This is a genomic window from Lactococcus sp. S64 (assembly GCF_016516525.1).
Taxonomy (GTDB): domain Bacteria; phylum Bacillota; class Bacilli; order Lactobacillales; family Streptococcaceae; genus Lactococcus; species Lactococcus lactis.
In genome coordinates, this window is sequence record NZ_JACVUQ010000001.1 from 232,675 (window position 1) to 249,087 (window position 16,413).

Here is a 16,413-nt window from a genome sequence, read left to right on the forward strand (position 1 = left end):
ATGGCTCAAAAGACTCATGATTACGAAAGAGAATCTGAAGACTTTTATGACCATATTGCAAGTCGTTTTGATCATAGTTTTGATGGATTTTTAGCCAGTTTTTTCAAGAGATTTATTATAAAACGTTTAAAAGTTGAAAAAAATTCAAGAATCTTAGATGTTGGTTGTGCTAATGGAAATCTTTTGGCAATGTTAAATCGAAAAGAGAAAATTTTTGGAAGTGGCTTAGATATTTCGTCAGAAATGATAAAAATTGCTCAAGTTAAGCATCCTAATTTTACTTTTAAGCAAGGCTCTGCTCAAAAAATTCCCTTTGAGGATGCTAATTTTGATTTGATTATTTGTTCAGCGAGCTTTCATCATTTTCCTTTGCCTGAAGTTTTTTTAGCAGAGGCTAAACGACTGCTGGCGCCGGAGGGGAAATTGGTCATCGCTGAGATTCATATTCCATTTATTACAAAAGCCTATAATTGGCGACTTAATAAATTTTCAACAGAAGGAGATGTAAAAGTCTATCAGCCAAAAGAACTGACAAGAATTTTTAATCACAACGGTTGGAAAATTACTGACAAAAAGATTTTTTTACAGATTCAATATTATGAACTAGAAAAAAGTTACTGACAGAAAAACAAAAAGACTTGAACAATATCTGTCAGTAATTCTAAAAAAAGAATTAGGAAAAAAATATGGAACAAGAACAACACCGAGGTTTCAAAGCCTCTTGGTTTTTCAAGTGGTTTATTAATAATAAAGTAGTTGCAGCTTTAGCAATCGTCCTTCTCTTATTGCTGAATATTCTCTTACTCAATAAAGTTGGATTTATTTTTAAACCTGTAGGAGAATTTATAACGGTTATCTCGCTGCCCGTTATTTTGGCAGCTGTATTTTATTATCTTCTTAACCCAATTGTTGATTTTTTGGAAAAAAAAAGAGTCCCACGAGTTGTTACGATTATTGTTCTTTTCTTAATAATTGCAGCTTTGATTGCTTGGGGCTTAATTGTTGCTATTCCTAATATTATCAGTGGAGTAGATAATTTTGCTTCGTCAGTCCCTCACTATGTAAATACTGCTCAAAAAGAGATTAATGCTTTAGCAAAAAATCCACATTTTGAACAATTTCGACCACAAGTTGACCAGTTTGCTAAGTCAATTGGTAATCAATTGATTGATTGGTCAAAAGCTTTCTCTGTTAATGCTGTTACGACTCTTTCACATCTCATCAGTAAAACAACAAGTATCTTAATTTCATTAATTGTATTCCCTTTTGTTCTTTTTTACTTATTGAGAGATGGTCAAAGATTAAATGGATTTGTCACTCATTTATTGCCAAATGATTGGCGTAAAGAAACTTCAAAAGTTTTGCACGAAATTAATAGTCAGCTTTCAAATTATGTCCGTGGCCAAGTTTTGGTCGCAATTGCGGTTGCTATCATGTTTATGATTGGTTTACCTATTATTGGTTTGCGTTATGCTGTTGCTTTAGCAATCACCGCTGGATTTTTGAATTTAGTTCCATTTTTAGGCTCATTTTTAGCTGCTATCCCAATGGTAATTGTTGGTTTAGCAATTGGTGGACCTTTGATGCTTGTAAAAGTAATCATTGTCCTTATTATTGAGCAAACACTTGAAGGAAGATTTATTTCTCCTTTAGTTCTTGGAAAACAAATGTCAATTCATCCAATTACAATATTATTTGTTTTACTGACAGCAGGTCAAATTCTGGGTGTCTGGGGAGTATTACTTGCTATCCCATTCTATGCAACTTTGAAAGTTATTATTGTCCATGTTTACGAATGGTATCGTGAAATTTCAGTTCTTTATCGTGAAGAAACGGCTACAGAAGAAGCAAATGAGTAATTAATAGAATAAAAAATAAGGAGAAAAATGTCTTATTCAGAAGATACAATTGATTTCTTACATCAGGGAGATCTGATTGGAATGCAAAATTCACTTGCTAAAGCATTAAAAAATGATAATAGTGAAATGTTGGCTGATCTAGCCGAATATTTGCAAATGATGGGTTTCATTGATGAAAGTCAAAAAATTTATGACCAAATCATGTCAGAAGATCCGGAAACAACTGATTACCTGATTAACTTAGCAGAAATTGCAGAAGATAACGGTAATTTGGATGAAGCTTTAAATTACCTTTATCAAATCCCGGTGAATGATGAAAATTATATTGCTGCTTTAGTCAAAATTGCTGACCTATATCAATTTGAAGGTGATTTTGAAACAGCAATTTCTAAGTTAGAAGAAGCAAGAGAATTATCGGATTCTCCTCTGATTACTTTTGCTTTGGCTGAGTCCTACTTTGAACAAGGTGATTATTCAGCTGCCATTACCGAATATGCAAAACTTTCAGAACGCAAAATTTTACATGAAACAAAAATTTCTATTTATCAAAGAATTGGTGACTCTTATGCCCAATTAGGTAATTTTGAGAATGCCATATCATTTCTTGAAAAATCACTAGAATTTGATGAAAAACCGGAAACCTTGTATAAAATTGCTCTTCTTTATGGGGAAACTCATAATGAAACAAGAGCCATTGCTAATTTCAAACGGTTAGAAAAAATGGATGTTGAATTTTTGAACTATGAATTAGCCTATGCCCAAACCCTAGAAGCTAATCAAGAATTTGAAGCTGCACTAGAAATGGCAAAGAAAGGGATGAAAAAAAATCCTAATGCCGTTCCTCTCTTACACTTCGCTTCAAAAATTAGTTTCAAACTTAAGGACAAAGCTGCAGCAGAACGTTATCTCATGGATGCCTTAAATTTACCAGAATTACATGACGAAACAGTCTTTTTGCTTGCTAATTTATACTTTAACGAAGAAGATTTTGAAGCTGTCATTAATCTTGAAGAGCTTTTAGAAGATGAACATTTATTAGCTAAATGGCTTTTTGCAGGAGCACATAAAGCTTTGGAAAATGATTCTGAAGCGGCTACTTTGTATGAAGAACTCATTCAAACCAATCTGTCTGAGAATCCAGAGTTTTTAGAAGACTATATTGATTTTCTTAAAGAAATTGGTCAAATTTCTAAAACAGAACCAATTATTGAACAATATTTGGAACTTGTTCCAGATGATGAAAATATGAGAAATTTACTGACAGACTTAAAAAATAATTACTGACAAAGCTGTCAGTAATTATTTTTATTGTAAGCTAGAAAATTCACAAACTTGCGTCAAAATAATTGTAAAAGGTTCTATTATCTGATAAAATGATTGTGAAGTAATCCAAGAGATTATGAAATATGAATTAGAACAAATAGAGGTAAAATAAAAAATGTCTGAGAAACAATTTGGGGCGAACTTGGTTGTCGATAGTTTGATTAACCATAAAGTGAAGTATGTATTTGGGATTCCAGGAGCAAAAATTGACCGGGTTTTTGATTTATTAGAAAATGAAGAAGGCCCTCAAATGGTCGTGACTCGTCATGAGCAAGGAGCTGCTTTCATGGCTCAAGCTGTTGGTCGTTTGACTGGCGAACCTGGTGTAGTAGTTGTTACGAGTGGGCCTGGTGTATCAAACCTTGCGACTCCGCTTTTGACCGCGACTTCAGAAGGTGATGCTATTTTGGCTATCGGTGGACAAGTTAAACGAAGTGACCGTCTTAAACGTGCGCACCAATCAATGGATAATGCTGGAATGATGCAATCAGCAACAAAATATTCAGCAGAAGTTCTTGACCCTGATACACTTTCTGAATCAATTGCCAACGCTTATCGTATTGCAAAATCAGGACATCCAGGTGCAACTTTCTTATCAATCCCCCAAGATGTAACGGATGCCGAAGTATCAATCAAGGCCATTCAACCACTTTCAGACCCTAAAATGGGGAATGCCTCTATTGATGACATTAACTATTTAGCACAAGCAATTAAAAATGCTGTATTGCCAGTAATTTTGGTTGGAGCTGGTGCTTCAGATGCTAAAGTCGCTTCATCATTGCGTAATCTATTGACTCATGTTAATATTCCTGTCGTTGAAACATTCCAAGGTGCAGGGGTTATTTCACATGATTTAGAACATACTTTTTATGGACGTATCGGACTTTTCCGCAATCAACCAGGAGATATGCTTTTGAAGCGTTCTGACCTTGTTATTGCAGTTGGTTACGACCCAATTGAATATGAAGCTCGTAACTGGAATGCAGAAATTGATAGTCGAATTATCGTTATTGATAATGCCATTGCTGAAATTGATACTTACTACCAACCAGAGCGTGAATTAATTGGTGATATCGCAGCAACATTGGATAATCTTTTACCGGCTGTTCGTGGCTACAAAATTCCAAAAGGAACAAAAGATTATCTCGATGGGCTTCATGAAGTTGCTGAGCAACACGAATTTGATACTGAAAATACTGAAGAAGGTAGAATGCACCCTCTTGATTTGGTCAGCACTTTCCAAGAAATCGTCAAAGATGATGAAACAGTAACCGTTGACGTAGGTTCACTCTACATTTGGATGGCACGTCATTTCAAATCATACGAACCACGTCATCTCCTCTTCTCAAACGGAATGCAAACACTCGGAGTTGCACTCCCTTGGGCAATTACAGCCGCATTGTTGCGCCCAGGTAAAAAAGTTTATTCACACTCTGGTGATGGAGGCTTCCTTTTCACAGGGCAAGAGTTGGAAACAGCTGTACGTTTGAATCTTCCAATCGTTCAAATTATCTGGAATGACGGCCATTATGATATGGTTAAATTCCAAGAAGAAATGAAATATGGTCGTTCAGCAGCCGTTGATTTTGGCTATGTTGATTACGTAAAATATGCTGAAGCAATGGGAGCAAAAGGTTACCGTGCACACAGCAAAGAAGAACTTGCTGAAATTCTTAAATCAATCCCAGATACTACTGGACCAGTAGTAATTGACGTTCCTTTGGACTATTCTGATAACATTAAATTAGCAGAAAAATTATTGCCAGAAGAATTTTACTGATAAGAATCAAATAGTTTGTAAAAAAATAAAAAAACCTTGAACCTTTAAGAATTCAAGGTTTTTTTATTACGTATATTAGGTTTAAACATTAGAATAGTTTTAAGTTTGGTATAATAAATTTTTAAAAAAAAGATAAATAACAAGTATCGTTGTACATTATTTGTATATTGCTATGTCATATTATTTCCTCTATCATATTATTATATAGAAAATGAATTTCTATTCAGTAAATAAGAATTCATATTTAGGAGGTAATATTGTTTTTAACAAATTTATTATTGCAAATTATTATTATTTTTATTTTAATGCTGGTTGGTGTATTTTTAAAAAAAATTGGCTTTCTCAGAGATACAACTAATACTGATTTAACAAAAATTATTTTATATTTTATCTCTCCATGTGTAATCATTAAAGCTTTTGAGCAAAAATTTACTGCGGATCGTATGATAACCTTTTTGATAACTAGTATCGGTGTTTTCGCTATTTATATTATTTCCATAATTATTTCAAAACTCATCTTTTCTAAAGTAAAGGATAAAAACTTACAACGAACTTTAAAATATGGAAGTGTATACCCAAATTCAGGATTCATGGGAATTCCATTAGCTCAGGCACTTTTTGGAAGCCAAGGTGTATTTTTTAGTGTTATCTCAGTTTTAGCTTTCAACATATTTTCTTGGAGCCATGGTGTAAGTCTATTTAACGAGCAAAAAGGTTGGAAAGAGTTATCACGTGATATTTTGATGAATCCCAATATTATAGCTATTTTACTAGGGATTTTTGTATTTGTTTTTTCAATACCTATCCCTAACGTAGTTAACCAATTACTAGATTATATAGCTGCGATGTTTGCACCCCTGTCCATGATTATAATAGGTTGTAGTTTAGCAGATATTCAGTTAAAAGCTTTAAGTTTTAATCGATTATTAATTTTAGCTATCCTTTTGAAAAATTTTATATACCCAATTTTTTCTATATTTATTTTAATATCATTGGGAGTCACGGGTACCTCACTTTTAACAACAGTAATATTGACTTCTTGTCCAGTTGCTGGCTTAGTTGTTTTATTTACATTGGAATCGAAAGGTGATGCAGAACCAGGAATACTCTTGGTTAGTTTGTCTACGATTTTATCATTAATAACAATCCCATTCATCATTTTTTTCCTTAATTTTTTGCATCTAAATTCCTAATGTTGAACCTCTACAATTGTGATATAATATTATATTCTAAAGCAGTCTGCTAACGGTTTGAAAAAATAGTTCTTATAAAAAATATAAATAGAAATACTCCCTGATAACTCTCGGGAGTATTATATTTTAGAAATATAGATTAAGTACTTAAAACTAGCTCCGTATTTGTAAACCTATATAATAAATTATTTTCTATAAAACTGATCATAAACAGATTTAATGGCTAAAGAAGCAAATAACAAACTAATGAAAAAACATGATTTAACAGCAAATATTTGGAAAAAAAAGAGTGATAATATTGCTCCAATAAAGAAACACAAAATTAATTTTATAAAAAATTTGATCTTTTTTAAAGATTTGATTTCAGGGTTATTTATATAATTGATCAAGTTAAGACCTAATCCTTTTATATTACCACTAACATATAAATTGATATAAGAATGACCTTCTACAGTATTAAATAGAACCCATTGAATTGAAACAGTAAAAGCAATTAGTGCAATCACCATACTGGGATGGTTGTAAAATATTGGAAATCCAATTAAAGAAAATATAATTGCTTCAAAAAATAAAGTATATACTTCCCAACCGGGTAATTTCTGTAGCAAATTCTGCATTAGTCTTGCAAATAAAACCCCTAAAAAAAAGCATAATACGGCCAGCCCCTTTTTTATGGCTAAATCATAATGATGTGTATATATATTTGATAATGCAAGTATTAGATTCCCACTATGAGCTACTGGAAATGCATTATACTTTAAGAAAGTATAAGTATCCATTGCTCCTCCTATAAATGTTAGATACATTGCAAAATGGATTTTTTCATAAAATGCTAAATTCATATAAACTTCCCTTTCGTTGATAACCAGACAAAACTTCTTTTAAAAATTTAAATCTAATACTATTTTTGGCTAATTAATTCTTCCATTAAGGTTTAACAGAAGAAATCTATAATAAAAAATATAAAACTAATTATTTCTTAATTTCTCTCTATATTTGATTCTAATCAATTCGTTCAACTCATTTAGAATTAGCTCATCCTCAATTGAATCCAGATAAAATATTTCTTTACCACTTGATTTATTAAATCTTTCATACGTGTCAGTTATAACAATATCAGCTTCGTCATAGCTATCAGTAATATAGATATTTTGTTTGTTATAGAAACTAGTTAATCTATTTCTAATAAAAATTTCTGTTGTAAATGATTTAATGACTTGAATATATATACTCAATTGGCCTTTTTTCTCAGAAATAGATAATGAACATATTAGATTACTTAGAAGATTAGTGTGTTTTCTATCGTTTACTACCGATAATATTTCTTCTTTAATTTTAGAAAACAACAACGTATTTTGGGGCAATTCAAAATGTGTAAAAGGAATATAAAAACTAAGTACATCCTTGTTCTCATCATTGAGCAGACACCAAGCATTAAAAATTACAATGTAATAAAGGTATAAGTACTTTCGTTCATCATTTTCTAACCCATTAACATTAATTAAAGAAGCTATTTTAGTAAATATCTTTTTAGCAAGTATACAAAATGGATGTTCAGAAGTAGAAAAATATTTTCCTAATTTCTTTTTTTGTTCCATCGAAAAAATATAAGGAAGGAATATCCTAGACAAAAAACTAAAGTATAACATTTCTATTTTTTTACTTTTTCCAAGTTTAATAATTGAAAAAAAGTTTGGATGAATTAGAGAGGAAATATCAAAGTCTTGATAAATAATTTCAAAGAAGGACATCATATCTTTGGAAAATGGTGCTATTAAAAATTTATTATCAGCTACTCTAATTGATAAGACAGTATATAGTAAATACAAAGCCCTCTTTTTAGTACTGGCCCATTTGTCAGAATTTTGTAATATTTGCTGAGGTTTTGGAATGTCTTCAAATGGCCAATCCACTTCCTGAAATGTGTCTTGTAAAAAAAGGTATGAAAAAAGTCGAATAGACAGTTCATTGCCCTCCAAACAATAAATTCCTTGATTATTTAAGATCGTTATTCCAAATTCTTCAAAAAATATATTAAGTTTATGTATTAGTTTAGGTAGATAGTATTCTGATATAAAAAGAGAACGAATCAAATGTTCTCTACTTATTTTAGAGTGAGTAACCAGCTTAACGCAGCAATTAAATAAGACATTACTCTTTAAAAGATATAGTCGTAAATTATAAGCATATTCTAATGAGCAGTACTTATAATTTGAATTTACGCAAATACTTCCAAAATTATTTGAAACAATAAAGCCAATTACTGAAAAATAATCTTCCATAGAAGTATTAATCTTTATTATATTTTCTTTTACAATTCTCTTCGAAACCCCTAAGCTAGCAGAAACATCGTTCAGAGTTGTTGATTTCTTTTTAATTATATAGAATAAAACCTCTATTTCAATATTTAAATAACAGGGAATAATATTTTTTAACATGGATAAATTTTTATACTGGTGATTGTACTTTCCTTTCTTATTTATTAGGTAAATATATGATTAATAACACATATAAGTGTCTTATTTTTTATACGACTAATTATATATTTATCTTCAATTAATTACAACGAAAGGTAAAAGTTAATGTACTGATATTCTTACAAAAAAAAGAGAAAAGGTTGATAGAAAGCCATACGTGTACCTTTATACACAAACGATGTATAACGATATACAGCATTTGTGTATTGTTTATGATGCGCAATATATTATAAAATATAAATATAATAAATATAGTTCTATTTGATAAAGGAGGTATTATTTTTCGAGATACCAAAAAATTTTTAAATGATATATGAGGTATGAAACCTAAAACTCTTTTCAATACTTTCAACAAGCTTAATGTAAAAATCTTAAATATCATACCAAAAATTATATGGTTACTGAGGAGAAATTTTAATGAAAAAAATAGTTAATTCCTTTTTACTAGGTATTTTGCTTGTTATGGGGATAGCACTAATAAATGTAAAAACATGTGAAGCATATGAACCTGGAGGCGTTAAAGTAAAACTTTTACCAACACCTAAGCCAACTATTAATGCAGACATTTCAAATATATATTCAAGTTCTAGTCAAGTTATCCCTGTCTTTCTACAGGGAACTTGTGATAATTCAGATACTAGCATTACCGACTTCCCTCTTATTGCACAAACTGGCCTTTCTTTTATATGTGATGTTAACTTTTCAAGCTTATCCAGTGAGGAAGATATAACACCGGAAACGTTGAAAGCAGCAGTGGACAAAGGCTTTGCCTTATCTCCTTCTTCATTTAAATTAACACTAGATAATTATCCTGGACATGATACAACCATAGTCAATACGAATGGATTTAATGTAGTTAATGCTCCATCAGGAGAAAAAGTGCTTCGTATAACTATGAGGGGTGATTCAGAAACCGGGGTAGCTAGTATGTTATGGAACTATATATTTGACAGTGGTCTACCAAAAGATAATGTTCCAAACCATATATCAATGGCTTTTGACAAGCATGTGTTGTTGTCTGCGGAAGGATTACCTTTTGATGAAAGTCCAAATAAAGTTAATACCAAAGGATGGATATTTCCCTCACAAGACAATAAAATTGTTGGAAAAGCAACTTTTTACGATTGGGATCAGTGCCAAACTGAATTTTTGCATAGGTCTAAGATTTCTTTAATAGATGGAGCTAAACCATCTAATACCATGGAAATAGATATTCCTACATGGTCAACTTATATTTCTCCGTGGGACAGTAAAAATGAATATAATATAGAGCATGCATCCTTTGATGAAGTCAAAGGAGTTAATACTCAACTTCCAGGCGGATATCTCACTCCAACAATACAATGGAATTTAAGGAAAGATGGGTTCCCAACAGCAGAGATGGTGGCTAAAAGATTCGGTAGAGTTGTTAATATCTTTAATAAAACAGTTGACACTCAGCCTAAAGTACAAGCAACTGCACAAAAGACATCCCAAGGGGAAAATTTTGTTTTAAGTTCTAGCGAACAAAATGTGCTCCAACGCCCGATAACGCTCCAAACACTATTTAAGGCTGAAAAGCCACAACTACTAATGGCTACAATGGGGAGTGAAAGTTACGGAAGTCAACAACCAATTGATCTTAAGTTTTCTTTTGATGCGCCAACAAGCCAAAAGGTAACACTATGGGAATCTGTCGACCAAGGCGATTTTAAGCAAGTTCAAACCTATGACTTAAGTGATTCAAGCGAATCCGGGGCAACAAAACAAGCTTCTTTACCTCCTATTAATCAAACGGGAAAACATACCTTACGTTTTAAATTAACGGATTCAAACGACCTCGAATCTAACTCTATTGATTCAATAGTTACTATTGACCAGCGTGAACTAAAGACTCAAAACAGTGTAATTTATCAATACAATCCATGGGATAAAAGCTCAAATATTTTAACTGTAACAGATCGAGATGGAAACCCTGTTAAGGATGATCAAGTAATAGTTAATGGAGAAGTTGATACAAAAAAAGTAGGTGTATATCCACTAACCTTCACATACGATGGCATGGTAACGCATAATGAAGTAAAAGTTTTAGAAACTAAAAGTAGCCTTGATGTTCAGGATATTGTTTTAACCGTCGGTGATTCATTAGATATTAGTAAAGGATTTTTGTCAGCAACGGACAATGCCGGGAATCCATTAAAGTTTGATAAGGTGTCAGTATTGGGGGCAGATAAAGTGGATACTCATAAAGTAGGTGATTATTCATTAACATACTCTTTAAAACCTATTTCTCCTATAGAAAAAGTAGTACATGTTCATGTTAAATCTGGAGCATTGACACTATCAAGTTTACCTAGTATTGATTTTAATAACATTATTTTAAATGGAAGTAGTCAAACTTCAAAGCCTAAAATAGAAGATATATCATTGAACTTGCGGGATCGTCGAGGGTTATCTGATGGGTGGGATTTACAGGCAAGCTATCTAAAGGGAGCCTCCTTGGGAGGAGGGATGACTTTAAGCCTTGCTCCTACTTCTGATCAAGGGAAGGTTGCGGCAGTTTCATTGAATGGAAGCGCCCAAAATATTGATGTTCTAGAAAAAGCAGATGTTAACAAACCAGATACAAACATTATTTTGAACCCTACTATTGATGTCCCTGCTCATGTGACTCCTAATAGCTATACTGCAACCATTGTCTGGAATTTGCAAGAAGTTCCTGCTTCTTAATAAAAGTTGACATATAGATATAGAAAGGGACAGAAGATGAAAACCCAGATCACGTGTTTGCTATTAACTTCAGTTTTAGCTTTAGGTGGAGGAACGAATACCTGGGCGGATACGACCTCAAGTCAAACTGATGTTACGATTACAGTTAAAGCCTCCCCTTCAGTAGTTCCTGCTCCCAATCAAATTATTCCCTTAAATCAGTCTTATACACCTATCCGTGTGACACCTGTTCAAGGATTACTTCCACAGACTAATGACCGATACGACCCTTTTAAGGAGGGGGTTCTAGGGTTATTTTGCTTACTTCTAGCAAGCTTAATTTCAGGACTTAATTTATCAAAAAATAAAGAGAAAAAGGAAATGATGAAATGATAAAAACAACAACAGTTGCAACGACAGCTTTACTCACAATGCTCGGAGGAACCTTTTTATTTCAAGGGGTAGCCCACGCAGATTCAACAACTAATACCAACGCAACTATTTCAGTAACAAGTGGTGGATTAAACATTGATCCCCTTGCCAGTATTGATTTTAATGCGATTACTTTAAATGGGCAGGCACAAACATCGACGCCTAAAACGACAGGAGTAGCTTTAAATTTACATGACTATCGTGGTTCTACTACTGGTTGGTATCTACAAGCAAACTATAAAAAAGACGCAACTTTAGGGGGAGGGATGACATTAAAACTTGCTCCTACTTCTGATCAAGGGAAGGTTGCGGCCGTTTCATTGAATGGAAGCGCCCAAAATATTGATGTTCTAGATAAAGCAGATGCAACTAAACCAGATACAAAAATTACTTTGAGTCCAAGTATTGAGGTTCCAGCCAAAACTACTCCTAACCAATATACCGCAACCATTGTTTGGAATGTGGTTGATGGAGCTCCTAGCTGATGACACTTCAGGTGTCTCTAAAAAACAAGAAAAGAGACCACTCTCTTAAAAGAGTGGCTTTTTTAACTAAGGAATCTCAAATGAAAAAATATTTTATGCTCTTTTTCTCTCTCCTACTTTTCATAAGCTTTGGGAGTCAGGGTTTTGTGAATGCTCAAGAGAGCTCATCTTCTGAAAAGCCAGGAAATTATACGGTTACTCCTAACTTTGGTATCTCTCAAAAGAAAGAGACTTCTAATTTTTATGATATGAAATTAGCCCCTAAAGCAAGTGATAATTTTGAATTAACGCTTAATAATGAATCTAACCAGCCTCAAACATTTCAAATTGAAATTAATAACGCGACAACCAATTGCAATGGGATTGTCGACTATACTCAATCAAAATTTAAGAAAGATTCTTCTATGAAGTTAGATCTAAAGGACTTGATTAAGAATGACAGCCCACAACTTACAGTAGGTGGACACCAATCGCATACAGTTCGTTTTCATTTAACAATGCCCGATCAAGCTATTAATGGGATTTTATTAGGAGGAATCGTTGTTCGTCCAGTCCAAGAAAAAAAAGAAGGTAAAGGCATACAAAACGTCTTTATCCATACGATTGCGCTTCGGATTTCCGAAAATGATACACCTGTTCACTCCGAACTGATTGGGGGCGATGTCAAAATCGGACAGGAAAATTTACACAACCAGGTCAGTATGGCCATTCGCAATCCTCAAGCTAAATTAATGTCTCAGCTGAATGGGGATTTTATCATCACTAAAAAAGGAGAAACAAAACCATTAGTTAATATCCAACAGCAGAACCTGAGTATTGCGCCTAATAGTGCTTTTGAACTCCCTGTATCACTTAATGATCACTTTAAACCAGGAACCTATACTTATAAGATCGTCTTGAAGAATGATCATGAAGACTGGCAATTTTCAAAAGACTTTACTATTAAAGAAAGCGAAGCTAACATGTATAATCAGACGTCTGTAGATTACACAAAAAAAACAGACTTAAATTGGATACATTATATGTTGGTAGGAATAACTTTGTTTTTATTGCTAATATTATTCTATTTTTTGGGAAAGCGAAGTAAGTAAAACAAAACACATACATACATATACATTCATATTCAGCTTTTTTATTTCGAACTTAAAAAAGCTAGTTAATTAAACTAGGAATATTAAAATGTATAAATTAAATAGAAAAAGTCGCTTATTATTATGAATATTCAGCGACTTTTTCTATAAAATAATGAAATAAAAAGGTTTAAATAATTATTAATAAAGTTTTGCCAAAGAATAATCGGTATTAAAAATATCGGACAATGTACTTAGGATATTATTTTGGGGCAAAAATAATTAATGATATAATGAAAACGAATACAACGATGCAGGTGCAGTAATAAATTAAATACAAAATAGAAAGCAGGTGAAGAATGATTCTAAACAAAAAAGGAACTGTAATAGTCTCTCTAATTGGTCTAATATTTATTAGCTCACTAACATTGCTATCAGTTCAAACTAAACAGACTAATGCTGAAGAAGTAGTTACTGTTAATTCAACTGATGTTGATACGGGAGCTACAACACTTACTAGGAGTGATTTCAATGATAATTTTACTTTATCAGGTACTGTTGGCATGCGTTATCAAGTCGGTGGAGCTTTTAATCCTTTTGGTCCTGCACTAACTGATGACGAAACGAAAGCTAGATATGATGAAGAAACAGGAATTATCACCTTAACCCCTAATCGAAATGACTGGTCAGGCAATTTCACGCTTAATAATCGAATTTCAACAGAACAACCTTTTAAACTTAAAGGCGCTATTTATTTGGGAGATAGAACTGATGAAGACTGGAGAGATAAAGAAGATGCTGGCGAAAATGGAGGAACTCCAAGTGGAGGTGCGGACGGGATAGGTTTTGCTTTTCATCCTGAAGAAGTAGGAAAGGTTGGTTTTACAGGGGCTAACATGGGGATTGGCGGTCTTAAAGGTGCGATTGGTTATAAGTTTGATACTTACTGGAATACTGCGCAGCAAAGTAATGGTGATGACAACCATCGCTTAGGCTGGGAAGAGGATCCTGGAAGTAAAGCACCTCACCAAGGTAACCCTTTCGGATCTTTTATCGAGACGACAACTGAACCTACTCCGGCCAACACTCCCCTTTTGAATTCAGGCCGAACGGTACCTTTTGCAACTGGTGCAGGATTTGGTGTAGCCGATTGGAATCAAGTTGCTTGGCTAGACACAAGTAAGATACTACAAAATTCAGGTATAAGTCGCCGTGGTGAAATTGGTGATGATACCGACGGCAACCCTGTACAAGGGGAAAGTAGAAGATTAACTTCCGATTATGGGTATGATGCTAATGATGATTTACTAAGTGGTTCAACTAAAGATAACACCACAGGTTTTCAAAATGTCATCTATGATTATAAACCTGGAGATTCAGGAAAAGGAACGCTTAGCATTTATTTGCTCCATGGCATAACAACTAATCCAATCTCATCAGGAACATTGACGGAAGATGGCATTGTTTATGATTTAATTGGTCAAAAAGAAATTGATTCATCTGATTCGCTAGCTTTAGCTGTATCTGCATCAACAGGTGCCTTTCGTAATCTTCAACAATTTAGATTTGATTCTTTTGAATACTCAGCGGTAAAAAGATTGACAATCGATAAAATTTGGGAAGATGAGAGCGATATAAACGGTCTAAGGCCCGATACCATTGAAGTTCAAATTTGGGCAAATCTTAAAGCAACGAATAATAAAGAAGAAGTTCGACTTCCTTATAAGACCCCAATAGAAATAAGAGCTACAGATAATTGGACCTATGTTTATGATAATCTACCAAAATATAATAACGAAGGGCGTGAAATTTTCTATGACGTGACAGAAATTCCCGTAGCTGGTTATGAGTCAACAAGCCAAAGATTAAATGACGAAAATGATTCAGAAATTCAATTTAAACTTTCTAATAAGATTCAAAACCCACTTACCATTTCGGGCGAAAAAATCTGGTTGGATGATGGAAATATTACTTCACGACCAGCTCATATCACAGTTCAACTATGGAGAAAAGATGGTGAGCAAGAACGTCAGGTTCAATTCAATGAATTAGCAACCGGTTATCAAAGCTTTTATGGACAAGTAAATTCTAATGATTTTGTGACACAAGAGACAAATTCAAATAAGAACTGGGAATATACTTTCTCTCACTTGCATGGAATGGAGGAGATAGAAGGAGTTGAACAAGGAATTCAGTATTTCTTAAAAGAAGAGTTATCAACTGACTATAAATATCGCTATGAGTCACAAGTTATAGGACGAGATATTGTCAATACAGCTATTGAAGTAGAAAAAATGAGCTTGATTGTTAATAAAGATTGGGATGATAAGGGCTATGAATCTATCAGACCAGAAACAATTACAATTCAACTATTGGCAAATAATAAGTTGCAAGGGAATCCAGTCACTATTGGAGTCAGTGAAAAATGGACTTGGGAATTTACCGATTTAGCCATAAGAGATGAACTGGGCAATGATATTTTATATTCAATTAAAGAAATTGACGTACCTAAGCATTATCAAGTTGATCAAATTCAAGAAAATAATAAAATTACTTTGATTAATAAATTTGTGAAGGAAGAGCCTAATCCTGAAGAAGAGGAGGAGGACAACAACAACAACATTAATAATGACGGTGACAACGAACCTACTAATAATAATGATGGTAACTCAAATCATTCAGAAGAAGCACACAACGATGCTAAAAAAGAAACCACAGAAAATCTCCCTGTGGTGGGGCAATATTCAGGATTTTGGTTGATACTTGTTGGTGCCGCATTACTATTTGGAGTTGTATTGTTAGTGAAGCATAAACAAGAAAGAAAAAAATGATAAACTAAAAAAGAACCAAAGCATTATATAAATTCTGGCCAGTTCTGTTAAAAGCAAAAAAACTCTATTTTCATGGAATCTGAAGATACTATGAAAATAGAGTTTTTTTGTTGAAAAATTAAAGTATACTTAGTTGTGAGGCCAAGTCTTGTTTCTTTAACTAAGCAGAAATTTCAAAATTGAATTATTTTGAAGATTGTAAAATTGGAAGGGTTAGAAAGTTTATGTCAATAATGGACTACGTTTTTTTATGCTATAATATGGACAAGAAAATT

The 16,413-nt window shown here is 33.0% G+C and carries 12 protein-coding genes; 10 read left to right on the forward strand and 2 right to left on the reverse strand.

Annotated features, from left to right (window positions below):
- From IAE51_RS01125 to IAE51_RS01145, 5 genes are all read left to right on the forward strand, one after another.
- On the forward strand, nt 1–621 hold the full coding sequence (locus IAE51_RS01125) for a class I SAM-dependent methyltransferase (protein WP_143458584.1): 621 nt from the start codon (nt 1–3) through the stop codon (nt 619–621).
- Between the two features lie 65 nt (nt 622–686).
- On the forward strand, nt 687–1,859 hold the full coding sequence (locus IAE51_RS01130) for an AI-2E family transporter (protein ID WP_003130134.1): 1,173 nt from the start codon (nt 687–689) through the stop codon (nt 1,857–1,859).
- A 27-nt stretch (nt 1,860–1,886) separates the two neighbouring features.
- Nucleotides 1,887–3,143 (forward strand): tetratricopeptide repeat protein, encoded by a 1,257-nt coding sequence (locus IAE51_RS01135; protein WP_200094527.1) that lies wholly within the window; start codon nt 1,887–1,889, stop codon nt 3,141–3,143.
- 154 nt (nt 3,144–3,297) lie between these two features.
- A complete protein-coding gene (alsS, locus tag IAE51_RS01140; protein ID WP_003130131.1) occupies nt 3,298–4,962 on the forward strand; it encodes an acetolactate synthase AlsS in 1,665 nt (554 codons plus the stop codon).
- 257 nt (nt 4,963–5,219) lie between these two features.
- Nucleotides 5,220–6,155, forward strand: coding sequence for an AEC family transporter (locus tag IAE51_RS01145; RefSeq protein WP_033899552.1), 936 nt, complete (start codon nt 5,220–5,222; stop codon nt 6,153–6,155).
- Nucleotides 6,156–6,340: 185 nt separating this feature from the next.
- On the opposite strand, the gene IAE51_RS01150 is transcribed toward IAE51_RS01145, so the two are convergent.
- Together IAE51_RS01150 and IAE51_RS01155 are read right to left on the reverse strand one after the other, a co-directional pair.
- Nucleotides 6,341–6,997: a YoaK family protein gene (locus IAE51_RS01150; protein ID WP_058203814.1), complete on the reverse strand. Its 657-nt coding sequence runs from the start codon at nt 6,995–6,997 to the stop codon at nt 6,341–6,343.
- Between the two features lie 126 nt (nt 6,998–7,123).
- Nucleotides 7,124–8,593 carry a helix-turn-helix domain-containing protein gene (locus tag IAE51_RS01155; protein ID WP_200094529.1) on the reverse strand — a complete coding sequence of 490 codons (1,470 nt, stop codon included), beginning with the start codon at nt 8,591–8,593 and terminating at the stop codon, nt 7,124–7,126.
- A 456-nt stretch (nt 8,594–9,049) separates the two neighbouring features.
- Here IAE51_RS01155 and IAE51_RS01160 point away from each other — a divergent pair, with 456 nt between their 5' ends.
- The 5 genes from IAE51_RS01160 (at nt 9,050) to IAE51_RS01180 (ending at nt 16,138) form a co-directional block, all read left to right on the forward strand.
- Nucleotides 9,050–11,341 carry a bacterial Ig-like domain-containing protein gene (locus IAE51_RS01160; RefSeq protein WP_162551441.1) on the forward strand — a complete coding sequence of 764 codons (2,292 nt, stop codon included), beginning with the start codon at nt 9,050–9,052 and terminating at the stop codon, nt 11,339–11,341.
- A gap of 36 nt (nt 11,342–11,377) precedes the next feature.
- Complete coding sequence (locus tag IAE51_RS01165; RefSeq protein ID WP_058203812.1) at nt 11,378–11,713, forward strand: hypothetical protein; 336 nt, start codon at nt 11,378–11,380, stop codon at nt 11,711–11,713.
- Entirely contained in the window at nt 11,710–12,237 is a 528-nt protein-coding gene (locus tag IAE51_RS01170) for a hypothetical protein (RefSeq protein ID WP_058203811.1), read from the forward strand. Before IAE51_RS01165 ends, IAE51_RS01170 begins: the two co-directional genes overlap by 4 nt.
- A gap of 80 nt (nt 12,238–12,317) precedes the next feature.
- Nucleotides 12,318–13,328, forward strand: a complete 1,011-nt coding sequence (locus IAE51_RS01175; protein WP_233611008.1) for a DUF916 and DUF3324 domain-containing protein — start codon at nt 12,318–12,320, stop codon at nt 13,326–13,328.
- Nucleotides 13,329–13,666: 338 nt separating this feature from the next.
- Entirely contained in the window at nt 13,667–16,138 is a 2,472-nt protein-coding gene (locus IAE51_RS01180) for a Cna B-type domain-containing protein (protein ID WP_085624373.1), read from the forward strand.
- The last annotated feature ends 275 nt before the right edge of the window (nt 16,139–16,413 follow it).

Bases quoted from the DNA above. Each gene is read 5' to 3' on its own strand.
- IAE51_RS01150 (WP_058203814.1), bottom strand. From the start codon at position 6,997: ATGAATTTAGCATTTTATGAAAAAATCCATTTTGCAATGTATCTAACA.
- IAE51_RS01175 (WP_233611008.1), top strand. From the start codon at position 12,318: ATGAAAAAATATTTTATGCTCTTTTTCTCTCTCCTACTTTTCATAAGC.
- IAE51_RS01160 (WP_162551441.1), top strand. From the start codon at position 9,050: ATGAAAAAAATAGTTAATTCCTTTTTACTAGGTATTTTGCTTGTTATG.
- IAE51_RS01135 (WP_200094527.1), top strand. From the start codon at position 1,887: ATGTCTTATTCAGAAGATACAATTGATTTCTTACATCAGGGAGATCTG.
- IAE51_RS01155 (WP_200094529.1), bottom strand. From the start codon at position 8,593: ATGTTAAAAAATATTATTCCCTGTTATTTAAATATTGAAATAGAGGTT.
- IAE51_RS01165 (WP_058203812.1), top strand. From the start codon at position 11,378: ATGAAAACCCAGATCACGTGTTTGCTATTAACTTCAGTTTTAGCTTTA.
- IAE51_RS01170 (WP_058203811.1), top strand. From the start codon at position 11,710: ATGATAAAAACAACAACAGTTGCAACGACAGCTTTACTCACAATGCTC.
- alsS (WP_003130131.1), top strand. From the start codon at position 3,298: ATGTCTGAGAAACAATTTGGGGCGAACTTGGTTGTCGATAGTTTGATT.
- IAE51_RS01180 (WP_085624373.1), top strand. From the start codon at position 13,667: ATGATTCTAAACAAAAAAGGAACTGTAATAGTCTCTCTAATTGGTCTA.
- IAE51_RS01130 (WP_003130134.1), top strand. From the start codon at position 687: ATGGAACAAGAACAACACCGAGGTTTCAAAGCCTCTTGGTTTTTCAAG.
- IAE51_RS01125 (WP_143458584.1), top strand. From the start codon at position 1: ATGGCTCAAAAGACTCATGATTACGAAAGAGAATCTGAAGACTTTTAT.